This is a genomic window from Marinomonas mediterranea MMB-1, from assembly GCF_000192865.1.
Taxonomy (GTDB): domain Bacteria; phylum Pseudomonadota; class Gammaproteobacteria; order Pseudomonadales; family Marinomonadaceae; genus Marinomonas; species Marinomonas mediterranea.
On record NC_015276.1, the window covers coordinates 4,180,594 to 4,195,733 of the forward strand.

The 15,140-nt window shown below is 41.7% G+C and carries 11 protein-coding genes; 8 read left to right on the forward strand and 3 right to left on the reverse strand.

Going from position 1 to position 15,140, the window contains the following annotated elements:
• Window positions 1-142 precede the first annotated feature (142 nt).
• Entirely contained in the window at window positions 143-1,027 is an 885-nt protein-coding gene (locus MARME_RS19060) for a LysR family transcriptional regulator (protein WP_013662902.1), read from the reverse strand.
• Between the two features lie 161 nt (window positions 1,028-1,188).
• On the opposite strand from MARME_RS19060, the gene aguB reads away from it, so the two are divergent.
• The 8 genes from aguB (at window position 1,189) to MARME_RS19100 (ending at window position 12,315) form a co-directional block, all read left to right on the forward strand.
• Window positions 1,189-2,067, forward strand: a complete 879-nt coding sequence (gene aguB / locus MARME_RS19065; protein WP_013662903.1) for an N-carbamoylputrescine amidase — start codon at window positions 1,189-1,191, stop codon at window positions 2,065-2,067.
• Window positions 2,068-2,084: 17 nt separating this feature from the next.
• Window positions 2,085-3,212, forward strand: a complete 1,128-nt coding sequence (gene aguA, locus MARME_RS19070) for an agmatine deiminase (RefSeq protein ID WP_013662904.1) — start codon at window positions 2,085-2,087, stop codon at window positions 3,210-3,212.
• Between the two features lie 6 nt (window positions 3,213-3,218).
• Window positions 3,219-3,572, forward strand: a complete 354-nt coding sequence (locus MARME_RS19075; protein WP_013662905.1) for a hypothetical protein — start codon at window positions 3,219-3,221, stop codon at window positions 3,570-3,572.
• Window positions 3,573-3,877: 305 nt separating this feature from the next.
• A complete protein-coding gene (locus MARME_RS19080; RefSeq protein WP_013662906.1) occupies window positions 3,878-5,122 on the forward strand; it encodes a pepsin-like aspartic protease in 1,245 nt (414 codons plus the stop codon).
• 11 nt (window positions 5,123-5,133) lie between these two features.
• The gene (locus MARME_RS19085; protein ID WP_013662907.1) at window positions 5,134-5,976 is read left to right on the forward strand and encodes an avidin/streptavidin family protein; all 843 of its coding nucleotides are present in this window, start codon (window positions 5,134-5,136) and stop codon (window positions 5,974-5,976) included.
• 16 nt (window positions 5,977-5,992) lie between these two features.
• Window positions 5,993-8,728 (forward strand): response regulator, encoded by a 2,736-nt coding sequence (locus tag MARME_RS19090; protein WP_013662908.1) that lies wholly within the window; start codon window positions 5,993-5,995, stop codon window positions 8,726-8,728.
• Entirely contained in the window at window positions 8,728-9,642 is a 915-nt protein-coding gene (locus tag MARME_RS19095; RefSeq protein WP_013662909.1) for a GGDEF domain-containing response regulator, read from the forward strand. The genes MARME_RS19090 and MARME_RS19095 overlap by 1 nt, the downstream gene beginning before the upstream one ends.
• 279 nt (window positions 9,643-9,921) lie before the next feature.
• Window positions 9,922-12,315, forward strand: coding sequence for a DNA/RNA helicase domain-containing protein (locus MARME_RS19100; RefSeq protein WP_013662910.1), 2,394 nt, complete (start codon window positions 9,922-9,924; stop codon window positions 12,313-12,315).
• Window positions 12,316-12,327: 12 nt separating this feature from the next.
• On the opposite strand, the gene MARME_RS19105 is transcribed toward MARME_RS19100, so the two are convergent.
• Window positions 12,328-13,449 (reverse strand): polyamine ABC transporter substrate-binding protein, encoded by a 1,122-nt coding sequence (locus MARME_RS19105; RefSeq protein ID WP_013662911.1) that lies wholly within the window; start codon window positions 13,447-13,449, stop codon window positions 12,328-12,330.
• A gap of 193 nt (window positions 13,450-13,642) precedes the next feature.
• Window positions 13,643-14,986, reverse strand: a complete 1,344-nt coding sequence (locus tag MARME_RS19110) for a glutamine synthetase family protein (RefSeq protein ID WP_013662912.1) — start codon at window positions 14,984-14,986, stop codon at window positions 13,643-13,645.
• Window positions 14,987-15,140 lie beyond the last annotated feature (154 nt).

A 15,140-nucleotide genomic window follows, 5' to 3' on the forward strand; every position in this document is an offset into this window, starting at 1 on the left:
CGTTCCTGTATCGTGCGCTAAATGTGGTGTATTGGGTATATTAAAGTATGGATACCCGCCTTTTGGACACGTTTACTTTTTCAATACATCTAAAGCTACCGACATGCTTTAAGTAAAACTATATCCCTTAGGAGGTATCACGCTATTTTAATGTGAGTATTTGACGAATTAACCATTGTACGCTGTCTTGATTATCAAACCTGTGATGCGTCGTTAAGCTTAATTTTAATGGAGGTACACCGTCGGGAAGCGCAACCTGACGCAGTGGCAACATGGTTAAGAGAGACGTCGCAATCCGAGATGGCACACACATGAGATAACTCGACTTTGCAGTGACCATGCCACCTATCGCGTAACTTTGAACAATCATAGCAATCTGTCGCGCCTGATGGTGCTGTAAGAGCCAGTCGTCGATAGGGTCCGTCGACGCATTAGGCAAATGAATATGTGGCGTTTCGAGAAACTGTTTTAACGTCAGTGTTTCAGGCAAGTGAGAAGCCTCGGCAACGATGCCGACAAGTGGATCATCCAGCCAATCGTACCTTTGGTAATACTTAGGCACAGTGGAAGGTTGATCAACACTGATGATCATATCAATATCGCCGGATTCTAAGCGCTCACGCTGGCGCTTCTCTGGCAAGATTTCAATGGCGATTCGAACGTTCGGCGCTTCTTTTTCCAATACTGGTACAAGCTGAGGCAATGCAAAAAACTCAAAGTAGTCCACGGCGGCGACATTAAAGGTTTTTGCGTCCAATACTGGGTTGAAAGGCTTCGCTCTAGAAAGCGCCATCTCGATACTATTAAGCCCTTTTTGCAAATCAGGCAATAAACTTAACGTAAGTGGCGATGGCTCCATTCCCATGCGAGTTTTAACAAACAACGGGTCATCTAAACGCTGACGCAACTTTGCCAGAATGTGACTGGCAGCAGACTGACTCATAAACAGCTTGTCCGCAGCACGAGTTAAATTGCCCTCTTCGGCCAATACGGTCAGTAATCTAAGTTGCTGAATGTCTATGTCCATGGCTTAATCCCGTGTACAAATTCTAGGGGAACGTATTGACACTTTCCCGATGTTATTAGTTTTTCTCATACTGAGAATCAAATTTAGCACTTCCAGAATAATCCAAATACCACTAAAAAGAATAGACACAAGATTAATAACTCGAAAAAGAGGCGTCGAAAATGAGCAAAATGACGGTTGCAGCCACTCAAATGCACTGCACTTGGAACAAAGCAGAAAACCTAGACCGCGCAGAATCTTTGGTAAGAAAAGCCGCGGCGGAAGGTGCTCAAGTCATTCTTCTGCAAGAGCTATTTGAGCTTCCTTACTTTTGCATCGAAATCCATGAGCCTTATACGCAGCTTGCGACGACTCTCGAAGAAAACGAAATGTTTCCCCGTTTACAAGTGCTAGCGAAAGAGCTGAACGTCGTACTTCCTTTCAGCTGGTTTGAACAAGCAGGGCAAGTCAGATTCAACTCCGTAGCCATGATCGATGCTGACGGTAGCCTTTTAGGTGTTTACCGCAAAACCCACATTCCAGACAGCGATGGTTACTTAGAAAAATACTACTTTAGCCCTGGTGATACTGGCTTTAAAGTATGGGATACACAATACGGAAAAGTGGGCGTTGGCATCTGTTGGGACCAATGGTTCCCAGAAACAGCACGCTCTATGGCTTTGATGGGCGCAGACGTTCTCTTATTTCCTACAGCAATTGGCAGCGAGCCGAGCCAACCAAACGTGGACAGCATGCCGCATTGGACCAACGTGATGCGAGGCCACGCTGCAGCCAACATGGTCCCCGTCATCGCATCGAACCGAATTGGCACAGAAGAAGCACAACACCGTGACCTTAATATGACCTTCTTTGGTTCTTCCTTTATTTGTGACGAAACCGGTAACTTGATCGAGCAGGCCGACAGAACCTCTGAATCGGTTCTTGTACATACCTTTGATCTGGATGAGATTCGCTTCCAACGTCAGGCATGGGGACTTTTCCGTGACCGTCGCCCAGAGCATTACGATGTAATTAAAACGCTAGACGGCAACGTAAAATAAGGGAAGCAGGTATCACCATGTCCACCGAAAATACTCATTTAACAAAAGCGTATCTTGAGTCGACACCCGCTCAAGACGGCTTTCACATGCCGGGGGAACATCACCCTCACTCCAGCGTTTGGTTGATCTGGCCAGAGCGCCCAGACAACTGGCGAGACAACGCTAAACCTGCTCAAGCAACCTTTGCGCGTTTTATCACTGCGCTGTCTGACTATGTCGACGTAAACCTCGCTGTGTCTCCAGAGTGCTTAAACGATGCAAAGCAACAGCTCCCTGAAAACGTTACCCTACACCCAATGAAATCGAACGACGCTTGGATGCGTGACGTTGGCCCAACCTTTGTTATCAATGATAAAGGCGAGAAACGCGCTGTCGATTGGCACTTTAACGCTTGGGGCGGCGAGTTGGACGGCCTGTATGAAGACTGGTCAGATGACGAGCGCATTGCCAAGCAGGTTGCCGATGCGGAAAAAGCGGCCGCGTATAAAGCCCCTTTTATTTTAGAAGGCGGCTCCATCCACAGTGACGGTGAAGGGACGGTTTATACCACTGAAGAATGCCTTTTGCATCCAAGTCGAAATCCTGAGCTATCCAAAGAGCAAATAGAGCAGCATTTATTTAACTACCTTGGTGCACAGAAAGTCATATGGCTAAAGCTCGGGTTGGTGAACGACGAAACGAATGGTCACATCGATAACATCTTGCACATTGTCGGCCCTGGAGAAGTCATCATCACGGTTTGTGATGATCCAGAAGACCCTCAATACGACATTAGTCAGGCTGCCTTGAAGACTCTTTCTTCAGAGACAGACGCCCAAAGAAGAAAAATCATCGTTCATAAATTGCCCATGCCCGGCCCTCTTTACATTACAGAGGAAGAAGCAAAAGGCATCGTTCAAACACCGCGTATGGAACGTTGTGAAGGTGAGCGTTTAGGGGCCTCGTACGCCAACTTTCTAATCACCAACAATGCACTATTTTTCCCAATGTTGGATGAAAGATACGACGAGCAAGCTAAGAAAATACTGCAAGGGGCGTTCCCTGAACATAAGATAGTCGGCATACCTGCTCGAGAAATCGTACTCGGTGGCGGAAACCTGCACTGTATTACTCAGCAAGTACCCAAGCCTCAGATCGATAACTAGTCACGTATGTATACGCTGATATCGCTCATCCTGTTGTTACTGTCTGCTTGGTTTGATGCCAAAGGTTTTTACTACGCTGGATTAACCTGGACTCACACAAATCAGCTCTCGGTAAAACAGGGAGCGCTCTCATTGCTGTTCTTTATGATTGGCGTTTCTCTGTACGTCTTTTCGGTTCGATTCCTAACGATGGCCGGTGCCACATCCACCACCATTCAGACATTGCTCTGGTTCGTCGCAACGATTGTGGGCGTAGCCATCATGAATGGTGATTTTAAAGTTTGGGATACGATGCAATACGCTGCATTTGCCGTTGTCATTCTCGGACTAGCAGCACTCATATCTTTATCTGCTCATTAAACGCAATACAAAGAATGGAAAAAGGTTTACAGCCCAATTCCTTCTTACTCATCGTACTACCTACTCCAATTGCCCTTCCCTAGCAATGTAGCCACTCCTATTTGGTTTTAACTTTAGTTTACAAACAACCTAAAAACTTCATAAAAATTACAAAGCCCCACAGAAACAATCAGTTAATATAAAATTAATACCATTGAATAACACATCCAAAAAACATAAGTTAACACAAGGACACGTTGAGTAATCTAAATGCGGGCAGCAAAGAAGTCATGCGCCCTAATATTTACAAGCAATAGGAGTTAGCTATGGATACAGTAAATAACGCCAACCAAGGTTTCTCGTTACCTTTGAAAAAAGGTCCATTTCAAAACAACGGTGCTTCTCCGTGGTATGTGACTTTAGGCTTAGGAACCCCTTACCAAAAATTGAAATTTTCATTCGATACTGGTAGCAACTTTATTTGGGTAACCTCTAACTTATGCGCAGATGATAGCTGTAAGCACTATGGAAAAGGTCGATTCTTCATTAATAAGTCGGCTAGTTTTGTAAATATTCCTCTACGCCCGTCTGTCTCAAACCCAACACCACATATAGTAGGTTTTGGCCCTTGGGGCTCAATGGAGGTCAATGCGGGTAACGATGACTTCAATCTACTATCTATAGAGCAAGACGATAAGATAGAAGTGAACTCCGACCTTTACACTGCTAAAAATTACTCTGGACAACAGTTTGAAGAGTTAGATTGGGATGGAGGTATTGGACTGCCAGCTTTAGAAGAGCTGCCAGAGGTTCAACATAATCCTTACTTAACAAGATATCGGAGTTCCCCTCGTTGTGCTGAGTCACACGCCCCTTCTTTTCATTTCTTTAAGACATTAGTGAAAGAAAAAAAAGTCGCTCAAGATTCCCCTTTCGTCACCTTTTCAACTGATTCAAATACAGGAGAGGGCGAAGTACGTTTTGGCAAATTAGACGACCGTTATAGTGACTCTAAAGATTACCTATTTCTTCCTTGGGATAAATATAGTACTGACTCTCTAGCTTACCTTTGGACAACGAAAATGTATTCGTTCTCGGCAAACGGTACAAATCTACTCTCGTCGGATGAGCACAATACCGCTTTTCTATGTTTAGACTCAGGCTCTTCGCAATTTAAAGGCGATGTCGCCGCCATGTTTGCAGCCTATCAGATCACGACTTTACAAGGCGGTGATGTTGAAATTGAAGTGGGTCAAGACAGTAATGGAAAGCCTGGAAAACTCGTTATCACACCGGAGATTTATAACCGTAAAATTGAGGCCGGAAGCTTAAAGGGAGAAGTTGTTTCACAGTTTGCTCCACTTGAAGGGTTAGGGCCAATGGCTTTAGTCGGTTCCGTTCTTATGGACCACCTTTACACAGTGTATGAATACTCGATTTCAGGCCGCGTAGAAGACGATTCACTCATGATCTCACCGAAAGGCATGTGGATCTTTAATCAGCCGACTGGAGTAGAAATAATCCAAAGCAAGCAAGACAAACCAGCTCCTATTTTTAATAAGTCCAAATAGAGGGAAATAACATGTCGAACAAATTACAAGGTACTTGGGTAAACTCTTACCATTCAAAACTTAAGATTGCTGTCGATGAAAATGGATCCGTCGCTGGCGAATACTCGTCGACCACAGGATCAAGTGGTATCTATCAAGTTATTGGCCACACGATCACTACCCCTCAAGCAGAGCGTAACTCGCAGCAAAAGGATCCTATCGGTCAAGGCGTCGTACTGTCTATTTATTGGAGAGCCGTTGACACTGGTGCAACGCCCGACAATACCTGGCATTGGGTATCAACATATTGTGGCCAGCTCCAGCCAAACGGAGATTTGTCTGTTATAAACTCTTTGGTCGCAACGGCGAAGTTCGACGGCTTTATTGAAGGCGACTACATAGACCAGCTTATCTTTAAAAAGACCGATGATGAAGCCGCAAATGTCACTCCGATAAACTTCGATCAAGAACCTTCTCAACCCTCTATTCCATCTAATCTAGACGGGCTTTGGCAAGACGCGCTTCAAGCAACCAATTTATGCATTTCAGTATTGGATGAAAAAACAGGCTTAACGTTCGCTAGTGTAAAAATAGGCGAGCAAAGCCTCAATATGTGGGGATTTAGCGATACTCGTCTTATGACCCAAGAAGGGGATTCTGTAACTCAACAGAGTATTACACTAAGCGGTTATCTAAACGACCCTGCGTTAGCAAAAGACCATTTAGAGAGCAAAATAACACCGATTTCAATTAGCGGCTATTTGGACCTTTCTAATCAAACACTTTTTGTTAGCAAATGGCTTGGTGACTCAACCGACCAAAGTACAGTGTACTATCAATCCAACCTTACGGGTCTGCGCCTTACAAAAATATAACCATAGGATATAACCAATGAAACTAAGTGACGCCTTTGATATAAAAGAACATGAAGAAATGGTAATAGAGTGCTTTTTTCAGCTTTGGCGTCACTCTGCAGACCTTATGTTTATAATGGCCGTCGAAAGTGAAGAATTCTCTTTATTCGATAATAATCCAGCTTCTCGCGCAATAATGGGGCTGGATAAAGACATGAAGATACACAGGTTAAACATACGTGAGTATTTCGGAGACGCTGTCGCCGAAGGTTTGTACGCAACCTATTACAAGGCGATAGAAGCTCGAAAGCCTATTTCTTTAGAGCAAGTAATCTACATAGAAGAACAGCAGGCATGCTATGACACATTGCTTGTCCCTATATTCGATGCATCCGGTAACGCGACTTTTATTTGTGGCGTGAGCCGAGATATTACAAAAATCAAAACCGCTGAAAAAGTTGCGCTTGAAGCCTCAGAAAAGCTTAAAGAATACAATACTGGCCTTGAGCAACTCAACGAAACTCTAGATCGAAAAGTAAAAGAACGTACCGCGGCATTAGAAAACGCTAAACAAGAGCTTGAACAGGCACTCGATGCAAAATCCGCTTTTGTTGCCCGCATGAGCCACGAAATAAGAACACCAATCAACGCTGTAATTGGGCTTAGTAATCTAGCACTAAAAACGCAGCTCAATGCCGAACAAAATGACTATCTTACAAAAATAAAAGATTCTGGCGATGTGCTTCTTGGGCTCGTCAACGACGTTCTAGATTTCTCTAAGATAGAAGCCGGCATGTTGAAGCTTGAATCGGTTCCATTCCACCCAGAAGAACTGGTGCGAACGACCATCAATATGAACTCGTTCAGCGCCTACGAAAAAAATCTCGAACTGATCACAGACATCGCGAAAGACGTGCCAACCGAATTAATTGGCGACCCACTTCGAATCCAGCAAATCCTCATCAATCTAGTGAATAATGCGGTTAAATTCACCAGTGAAGGCTCGATATGCATTCGTCTATCGAGTGAAGAACAAGAAGAGGGTCATGTTTCTCTCAAATGTGAGGTATCGGATACCGGCATAGGCATACCCGAAGAGCATATGGATACATTGTTCAGTTCTTTTGCTCAAGCCGATGACAGCATTACTCGTAAATTTGGCGGTACCGGATTAGGCCTTACTATTACTAGCCAGCTATCTGAACTGATGGGCGGCTCAATCACAGTAAAAAGTGAGTTGGGGAGTGGCACCACATTTACCGTGCACTTGCCCCTTAAAATTTCCTCCCATCAACCTAAGGCCCAACGCTTTGAAGGAATGAAGCCCAAACGCATTTTAGTCGTAGACGATCATGAAATCTCTCGTACCGTGTTAAAAAACATTTTGGATGGTTTTGATATCCAAGCCGATACGGCGAGCGATGGATTTCAGGCCATTGAAGCAATCAGAGATGCGTATCACTCTCAGCAAAAATACGATGTTATTTTTATGGATTGGTACATGCCAAAGATGAATGGCATTGAAGCGTCTCAGAAAATCAGAGAAGAATTTAAAGACTTCGCACCGCCAATTCTAATGATTTCAGCGTATGAAAAACATTATATTCAATCGCATCTGACAAGCGGACTAATCAGCCAATTCATAGAAAAGCCTGTGAGTAGATCAACCGTTTATGATTCTATCGCTAAATTTTTGAACATCAACGTGGATGAAATTCCAGAAGAAAATGAGATCCCAAATTTTTCGGGATACTCGGTCTTGCTCGTCGAAGACAACCCAATCAACCAGCAAGTCGCGATAGGCTATTTGGATCATACAAACATAGGCATCGATTGCGCAGAAAATGGCGAGATCGCGCTGAAAAAAATACAGTCAAAATCCTACGATCTAGTCTTAATGGACATTCAAATGCCCGTCATGGATGGCCTAACTGCATCCAAACACATTAGAACGATGCCTGAAGGTCAACAGCTACCAATCGTTGCTATGACAGCACACTCATCTGATGCGGACAAACAAAAAAGCCTAGAAGCGGGAATGAATGGCCACCTATCTAAACCAATCTCAAGTGAGCAGCTTTATTCCATGATTAGAGCGCATATTAGCGACTCACCGAAACAAACAGCTCAACTTAGAAACACCAACTTACCAACAGTAAGTGAAAAAACATCAATATTGGAAAAGTTGCGAAGCGGAACATCATTAGATGTAAATAACGCGTTAGTCGCGCTCAGAAATAAAGACAAACTCTACCTCGATATCGTTCAGTCGTTTCACAAACAATATCTTCCATGTGTTCAAGATACTTCTAACTTACAATTTACACTTGAGAGTGCCACTCTATTTGGCGATATCCACTCTCTAAAATCCAATGCTGCCTATATCGGAGAAAACACGCTCTCGGCACTATGCTCTGAAATAGAATACGCCCTAAAAAACGATTCTAAGGTAGAGAGTCACGCTCTCGAAGCGCTACATCAACGACTTTATTCCTTAGTCGATTCTCTAGAAAAAGTCTTTGAGGGCAATAAAATACCGTCCAATGCGGGTCAACAAGATCAACACACGGCCTTAGAAACGCTCCTTCAAATGATTGAAGACAATGACTTTGCTGTTGAGCACAAATTAAAAGAGCTCTTAAATGACCGAACATTTACTCAATGGCATAATGAGTTAACAACGATTCATCATTATATAGAAGAGATTGAATTTGAAAGGGCTGCGATCTTCATTCGCAGTCAGTTAGATCGACTTAAAAGAGGTGATTTATAATGTCGACTAATTCTGGGGTATTAGTCATCGATGATGAAACGATAAACTTAAAAGTGATTAGCGATATTCTACGCGACGACACTCAGCTTATTTTGGCGAAGAACGGAGAGCAAGGCATCCGAAAAGCGGCTGAGTTTATGCCAGACCTAATCCTTTTGGACGTTGTCATGCCTCAAATGGATGGGTTCGAGACATTAAAAATACTTCGGAGCGATCCAAAAACATGCCACATTCCGGTTATCTTTATTACCGCACTGGATGACAGCAGTAGCGAAGAAAAAGGTCTGTCATCAGGCGCTGCTGACTACATTCAAAAACCGTTAAAACCAGCCATTGTGCGAGCTAGAGTGAAGTTGCATCTAGAACTCGCTAAAAAAAGAATGCTGCTCGAAAAATTAGCAAACGTCGATCCTTTAACCTCTATCGCAAATCGACGTAAGTATGAAGAAGTTGCTGCCAATCAGTGGCATGAATTATTAACCACAAAGGGCTACCTATCGCTCGCCGTCATTGATATCGATAATTTCAAGCAATATAACGATTCAAATGGCCATGCGGCAGGAGATGAAATCATCCGCAAAGTCGCTGACGTTTTGTCATATGAATTCAATGGAGAAGATGAATTAGTCGCAAGATATGGCGGAGAAGAGTTTGTCGTTATTCTCCCGAATATCGACCAACAAGGCGCTTATGAAAAACTGGATCGTTGCGTTATGTCCATTCGCGAGCTTGCTCTACCTCACCCTTCTGGGGGCGTTGTCACTATCAGTGTCGGTGGTGCAACCATGACCCCTACTCCAAACGCTCACCTTGATCAACTGTTCTTAAGCTCTGATGAGCTCCTGTATCAAGCAAAGAAAGCAGGCAAAAATAGAGTTTTATGGAAGAAAAGCGTTGTCGCGCACGCTTGTTGAAGAATACTGTTGCATTACGAGTTATTCAGGTGTGACTAATTATCTATTCGGAAAATAAGTAACTTTCTAATATTTTAGTACAATTTAGAATATTATATCAGCCTAAAAACTTGGTTGATTTTTTGAAAACTCCATATAAAAAACCATTATTTCAAGCCCTAAATTAAAATATAAATAGCAATGACGTTACTGGCGATAGAGCGAGAAAAACTCTAGATTTCATCACAAAAAATCAGTAATAATAGGCAACACCTATTATTACTGATTAAAAGGAATTATATGGCTATTTTATACCCTTCTACTGGGCCAAGGTCGAACAACAGCATCAAGGCAGAACCTCAGGTTTATAGCCTTTTAAAATCACTAGATGATAGCTTTACAATCATCCATTCAATCGCTTGGTTAATGTATGACAGGGAAGGAAAAGAAAGATCTTCAATTGGAGAAATCGATTTCATAATTTTTCACCCTTCATACGGAGTAATAGCGATCGAAGTTAAAGGAGGGTTAGTACATTTAGACGAAGATGGTTTTTACTATGATGGTAACAACCATAGCAAAGAAAAAATAAGGATTTATCCAATAGAACAACTAAACAGAGGACTATGGAAATTACAAAACTTACTCTTACCATACCTAGAAGGCCTAAAAGTAAGTAGAGTATTCATTTTTCCAGAGTCGAATTTAAGAGAGCTTCCCATCTCTATAAAACATGAAGAATCAAACCTAGTTATACAAAAGCCAGACATAGCCAATTTTGAAAAAAAACTTGTAAAAATCATCAGTAAGCAAAAGCAATCACACAATGTTCCTAATTACTCTAATTCAGATATCAAGAGAGCTATTAACAAGCTACTTCCAAAGTGTAGAAGTTTAAGTTTTCTATCAGATCAAATCGATTATAACAAGAAATTCCTTAAATTCACTCAAGAACAGTTCGAATGTGCCAGAACTGCAATATTAAAACAAAATTTTATAATTACGGGCTGGCCCGGCTCAGGAAAAACCATCATCCTTATACAGTTAGCAAGGTATTTTTCTAAAAACAATATAAAAGTATTATTTCTTACACATAACACACTACTTAGAAAGAAAATATCTGACAGTTTAAGAGATCACAGAAACTGTAGTGTTTCAACTTTATATAGCTATATTGGAACTGTTCCAGACATTAAAAATACTCAGCAGACAGCAAGAGAGTTAAAAAAGGCTCTATCCAACAAAGATAAAACAAATTACGATGTAGTCATTACTGATGAATCTCAGTCATTTCATAGTTCTTATTGGGAAGCAATATATGAAAGCTTTAGAGAGAAGAGAATCATAGTCTCTCTTGATGACTCCCAAAAACTTTCTTTTGAAAACGGGTGCGACTTAAACTTCCTAGAATCCTTATTTGAAGAAAGAGCTTACACTTTAAGTGAAAGTCTAAGAGTACCAAAGAAGGTATGCGAAAGAATAAAATTGTTTGAACTCCCTAAACATGCAATCATCAATAAAAGGGAACTAAATGAGAGCTCTCTTTTAGAAATAGTTACGGAGGATATAGAACGCGAAATAAAAAAAGTATTCCAGCAACTAAATCAAGAGGGAGTCTCTGAGAGAGAAATTTGCGTTTTAGCTCCATTCAGTTCAGGAAAAATTCCTTCGGGTATCGTTCCCCAAGGGGTTGAAGTTGAAAGTATAGGAAGATTCCGCGGGTTGGAAAAGCCTGTTGTTATTATCTATGGAACTAGCCCAATATCTAATAGAGAACTTTTTTGCTCATATTCAAGGGCGACGACAAAGTGCATTTCTATATTAGATTACAAAATGGTAACGAAAGGACACTTCGAAGATTTAAGCAAAGACCTAAAAAAACACAGATTAGAAGAAATAGAAAAGATATCCAACTCGCAAAAAAATAAAACTTTGATCAACGATTTAGATCTTGATCTAGAAATAATAAACAAAGACTTATTAGATATATATTGGTCAAAAAAATATAACTTCCTCTTTGTCCCACCTCATCCAATAAACCCGATACTGAGTGTAGCTTTTTCAGACTACTTTCATAAAAAAAGTAAAACACCGATATGCTATTACTTTCCAGATTCTGAAAATATTTTCTTCCTATCTCATCAAGATGAACACAACTCAGCATTAAAATCAAAAATATCATATTGCGAAAAATGCAAAGAAAAATCATTTAAAAACGAAGCATGTATATCTTGTATAAAAAACAAAGAGAGAAAATTTAATTTGAAAAATGAAATAAAGAAAGAAATAAAGTTGATCCTAGAAAACAAAAACAAAACCCCTGAACAAAAAAAGAATCTCCCAACAACTCTTTCAATAATCCTAAGCATAATAAAGAGCCCCAAATTATTCGGCATAAAAAAAATCATTAAACTAATAGAGAATAGATATCCTGATAATACTTCTCTATTCTTAATTCATTACTTAGTCGCAGTAGTAGTTATACATCGGCAAAAAAATATTTTCAGCTTAGCGGATATTGTGGACTATCTTTGCTGCAATATTGATGAGTATTTAGAAAAAAAACAATCTATTGCCGGAAAATCTGGTTATATAAGAGACATACTAATTACTGAAAATATAATTATTGAAACTAAAAAAACTAAATTCTATAGTTTGTCTACTGAATTCGAAAATGAGCTTTACTATTCGTAAAGCTCATTTTTTTTACTTAGCGGTCTTCAAATCCGTCCACATACGAACAAGTGATCGTTCGATTTTCATCGGACGAAGTTCTTGAGCGTACATGTTGCTCTTCACTTCTTCAGAAGGGTAGATGCCCGCATTGTTGGTAATCTCTTCATCTTGATATTGGCTCGCTTCCGTATTTGGATTTGCATACGCCACATAGTTTGAGATATCAGCAATGACTTTCGGCTCTAACAAGTAGTTGATAAATTTGTAAGCCGCTTCTTTGTTTTTCGCACCTTTAGGAATGGCCAACATATCAAACCAGATTTGCGTGCCTTCTTTCGGGATGCTGTATTCGATATTCACACCATTTTCAGCTTCTGATGCACGATCTTGTGCTTGAATCACATCACCTGACCAACCGATAGCCACACAGATTTCACCGTTTGCAAGTGCGCTGATGTATTGAGAAGAGTGGAACTGGCGCACATATGGACGAACGCTTTTCAGAACTTTCGCCGCTTCGCTGTCCGTCGAGTAATCTTTGCGATCATGACTGTTTGGATTTTTACCTACGTAGTTTAGTGCAAGTGGGTAAAGTTCATCGGGAGAATCAAGGAACATGACGCCACAAGATTGTAGCTTTTTCATGTTTTCTGCTTTAAATACAAGATCCCAGCTGTCTACAGGTGCATCGTCACCTAACACTTCTTTCACTTTATCGACGTTGTAACCAATACCCGTTGAGCCCCACATGTAAGGCACGCCATGCTCATTACCCGGATCAGCCGTTTCTAGCACTGACAAAAGCTTTTTATCAATGTATTTCAGATTTGGCAGTTTCGACTTATCCAATTTCGCAAAAATGCTGGCTTTAATTTGACGAGCAAGAAAGTTATCACTCGGAACCACAAGGTCATAACCAGACGAGCCAGCTAACAACTTGGCTTCAAGTACTTCGTTACTGTCGAAGACGTCTTGGATCACATTGATACCAGTGCGTTCCTCAAAGTTAGGAATCGTGTCTTCAGCAATATAATCAGACCAGTTGTAGAACTTAAGATCTTCTGCATGGGCTGTCACTGCACCCATAGACAAAGCACATACTGCGCCAGCCACAGGCAAAAGACGGTTCAAGCCTTTAACGTGTTTGTTCATGATTGTGGTTCCTATTGGATAGTTATATGTAGGGAGCCGAACTTCTATTGAAGAAACTCCCATTATTATGAAAACTTAAGAAAAATGCACTCTCTCAATGAATAAATACACCGAGAGAGATTGCAGAAAACAAATATGTTTAGCGAGGCCTTAGCGTGACTACGGGCATACTAAATAGCGCTGCTTTCACCCTCTACACATTCAGTAATAAGTGCTCTCGCTCCCAAGAACTAATAACACGGTTGAAGGTTTCAAACTCACTGTGTTTTACCCCAACATACGCCTCAACAAAGGCGCGCCCCATGATATTACAGATCGGCTCACAAGCATCGAGTAAACGCAGTCCTTCTTCAAGAGTACGTGCAATTTCAACGTTTTGGTGGTCTGGTGGCGCGTCTGTACTGTCGTACGGCGCCGTTGGTTCAAGCTCTTCTGTAAGGCCAAGATAACCACACGCCAATGTCGCCGCGATCGCTAAATATGGATTACAGTCAGCTCCTGGGAAACGGTTTTCGATACGCGTCGCTTCCGGCGATGCTTTTGGCACACGTAAACCAACCGTACGATTGTCAATGCCCCATTCCATGTTGATCGGAGCCGCCATTTCAGGCGCAAAGCGTCGATAAGAGTTTACATTTGGCGCAAAAAAGCTGATCGCATTTGGGGTGTATTTTTGCAACCCACCAAGATAATGATAAAACCGCTGACTTGGCTTCCCATTGTCGTCAAATACGTTTTCACCCGTTGTGCTGTTCAACAGACTTTGGTGGATGTGCATCGCACTGCCAGGTTCATTCTGCATGGGTTTCGCCATAAAGGTCGCATGCACACCGTGCTTTATCGCCGCTTCTCGCAAGGTTCGTTTAAACACAAAAACTTGATCGGCAAGATCCAAAGGGTCACCGTGTAAGAAGTTGATCTCCATCTGAGCCGCACCGGACTCATGGATCAAGGTATCGACATCAAGACCTTGGGCCTCGCAATAACTGTACATAGTATCGATAAACGGATTGAACTCGTTTACCGCATCAATACTGTAAGAACGGCGCGCGCTTTCAGGCTTACCTGAGCGACCAGCAGCAGGCTTCAGTTCGTTATCTGGGTCTGCATTTTTCTGAATGAGATAGAACTCGACTTCCGGAGCGATAACCGGCTTAAGCCCTTTTTCTTCATACAGCTTCAAGATATTACGCAAAATCGTTCGGCTGGAAAGACGGTGTAGTTCACCATCGGTATCATAACAATCGTTGATAACCTGAGCAGTCGGTTCGTCAGCCCAAGGCACGAGGCGAAGCGTATTTGGGTCAGGGACTAACACCATGTCGCGGTCTCTAGGATCGACAATGTCGTAGTGATTATAGGCCCAATCACCTGTGACACTTTGGACTAAAATCGTTTCAGGAATACGCCCCCCTTTTTCAGCGAGGAACTTGTAAGTTGGATAAAACTTACCTCGTGCGTTTCCTGTCATGTCTGCCAATGTGGATTCCACTTCCGTAATCGCGTGCTCTTTTAAAAAAGCCTCTAGCGCTTTCATACTTCACCTTTCATGCTAATTTTCATGCATATTTCTATTGCGATATGAATATTTTTGGTTATGCTTTGCACTAAACCGAATAATACTTCGGTTTTAAACATATTTCAGTTTGATTAAAAAATCAACGCGCATGACGTAAAAAATACTCGATTAA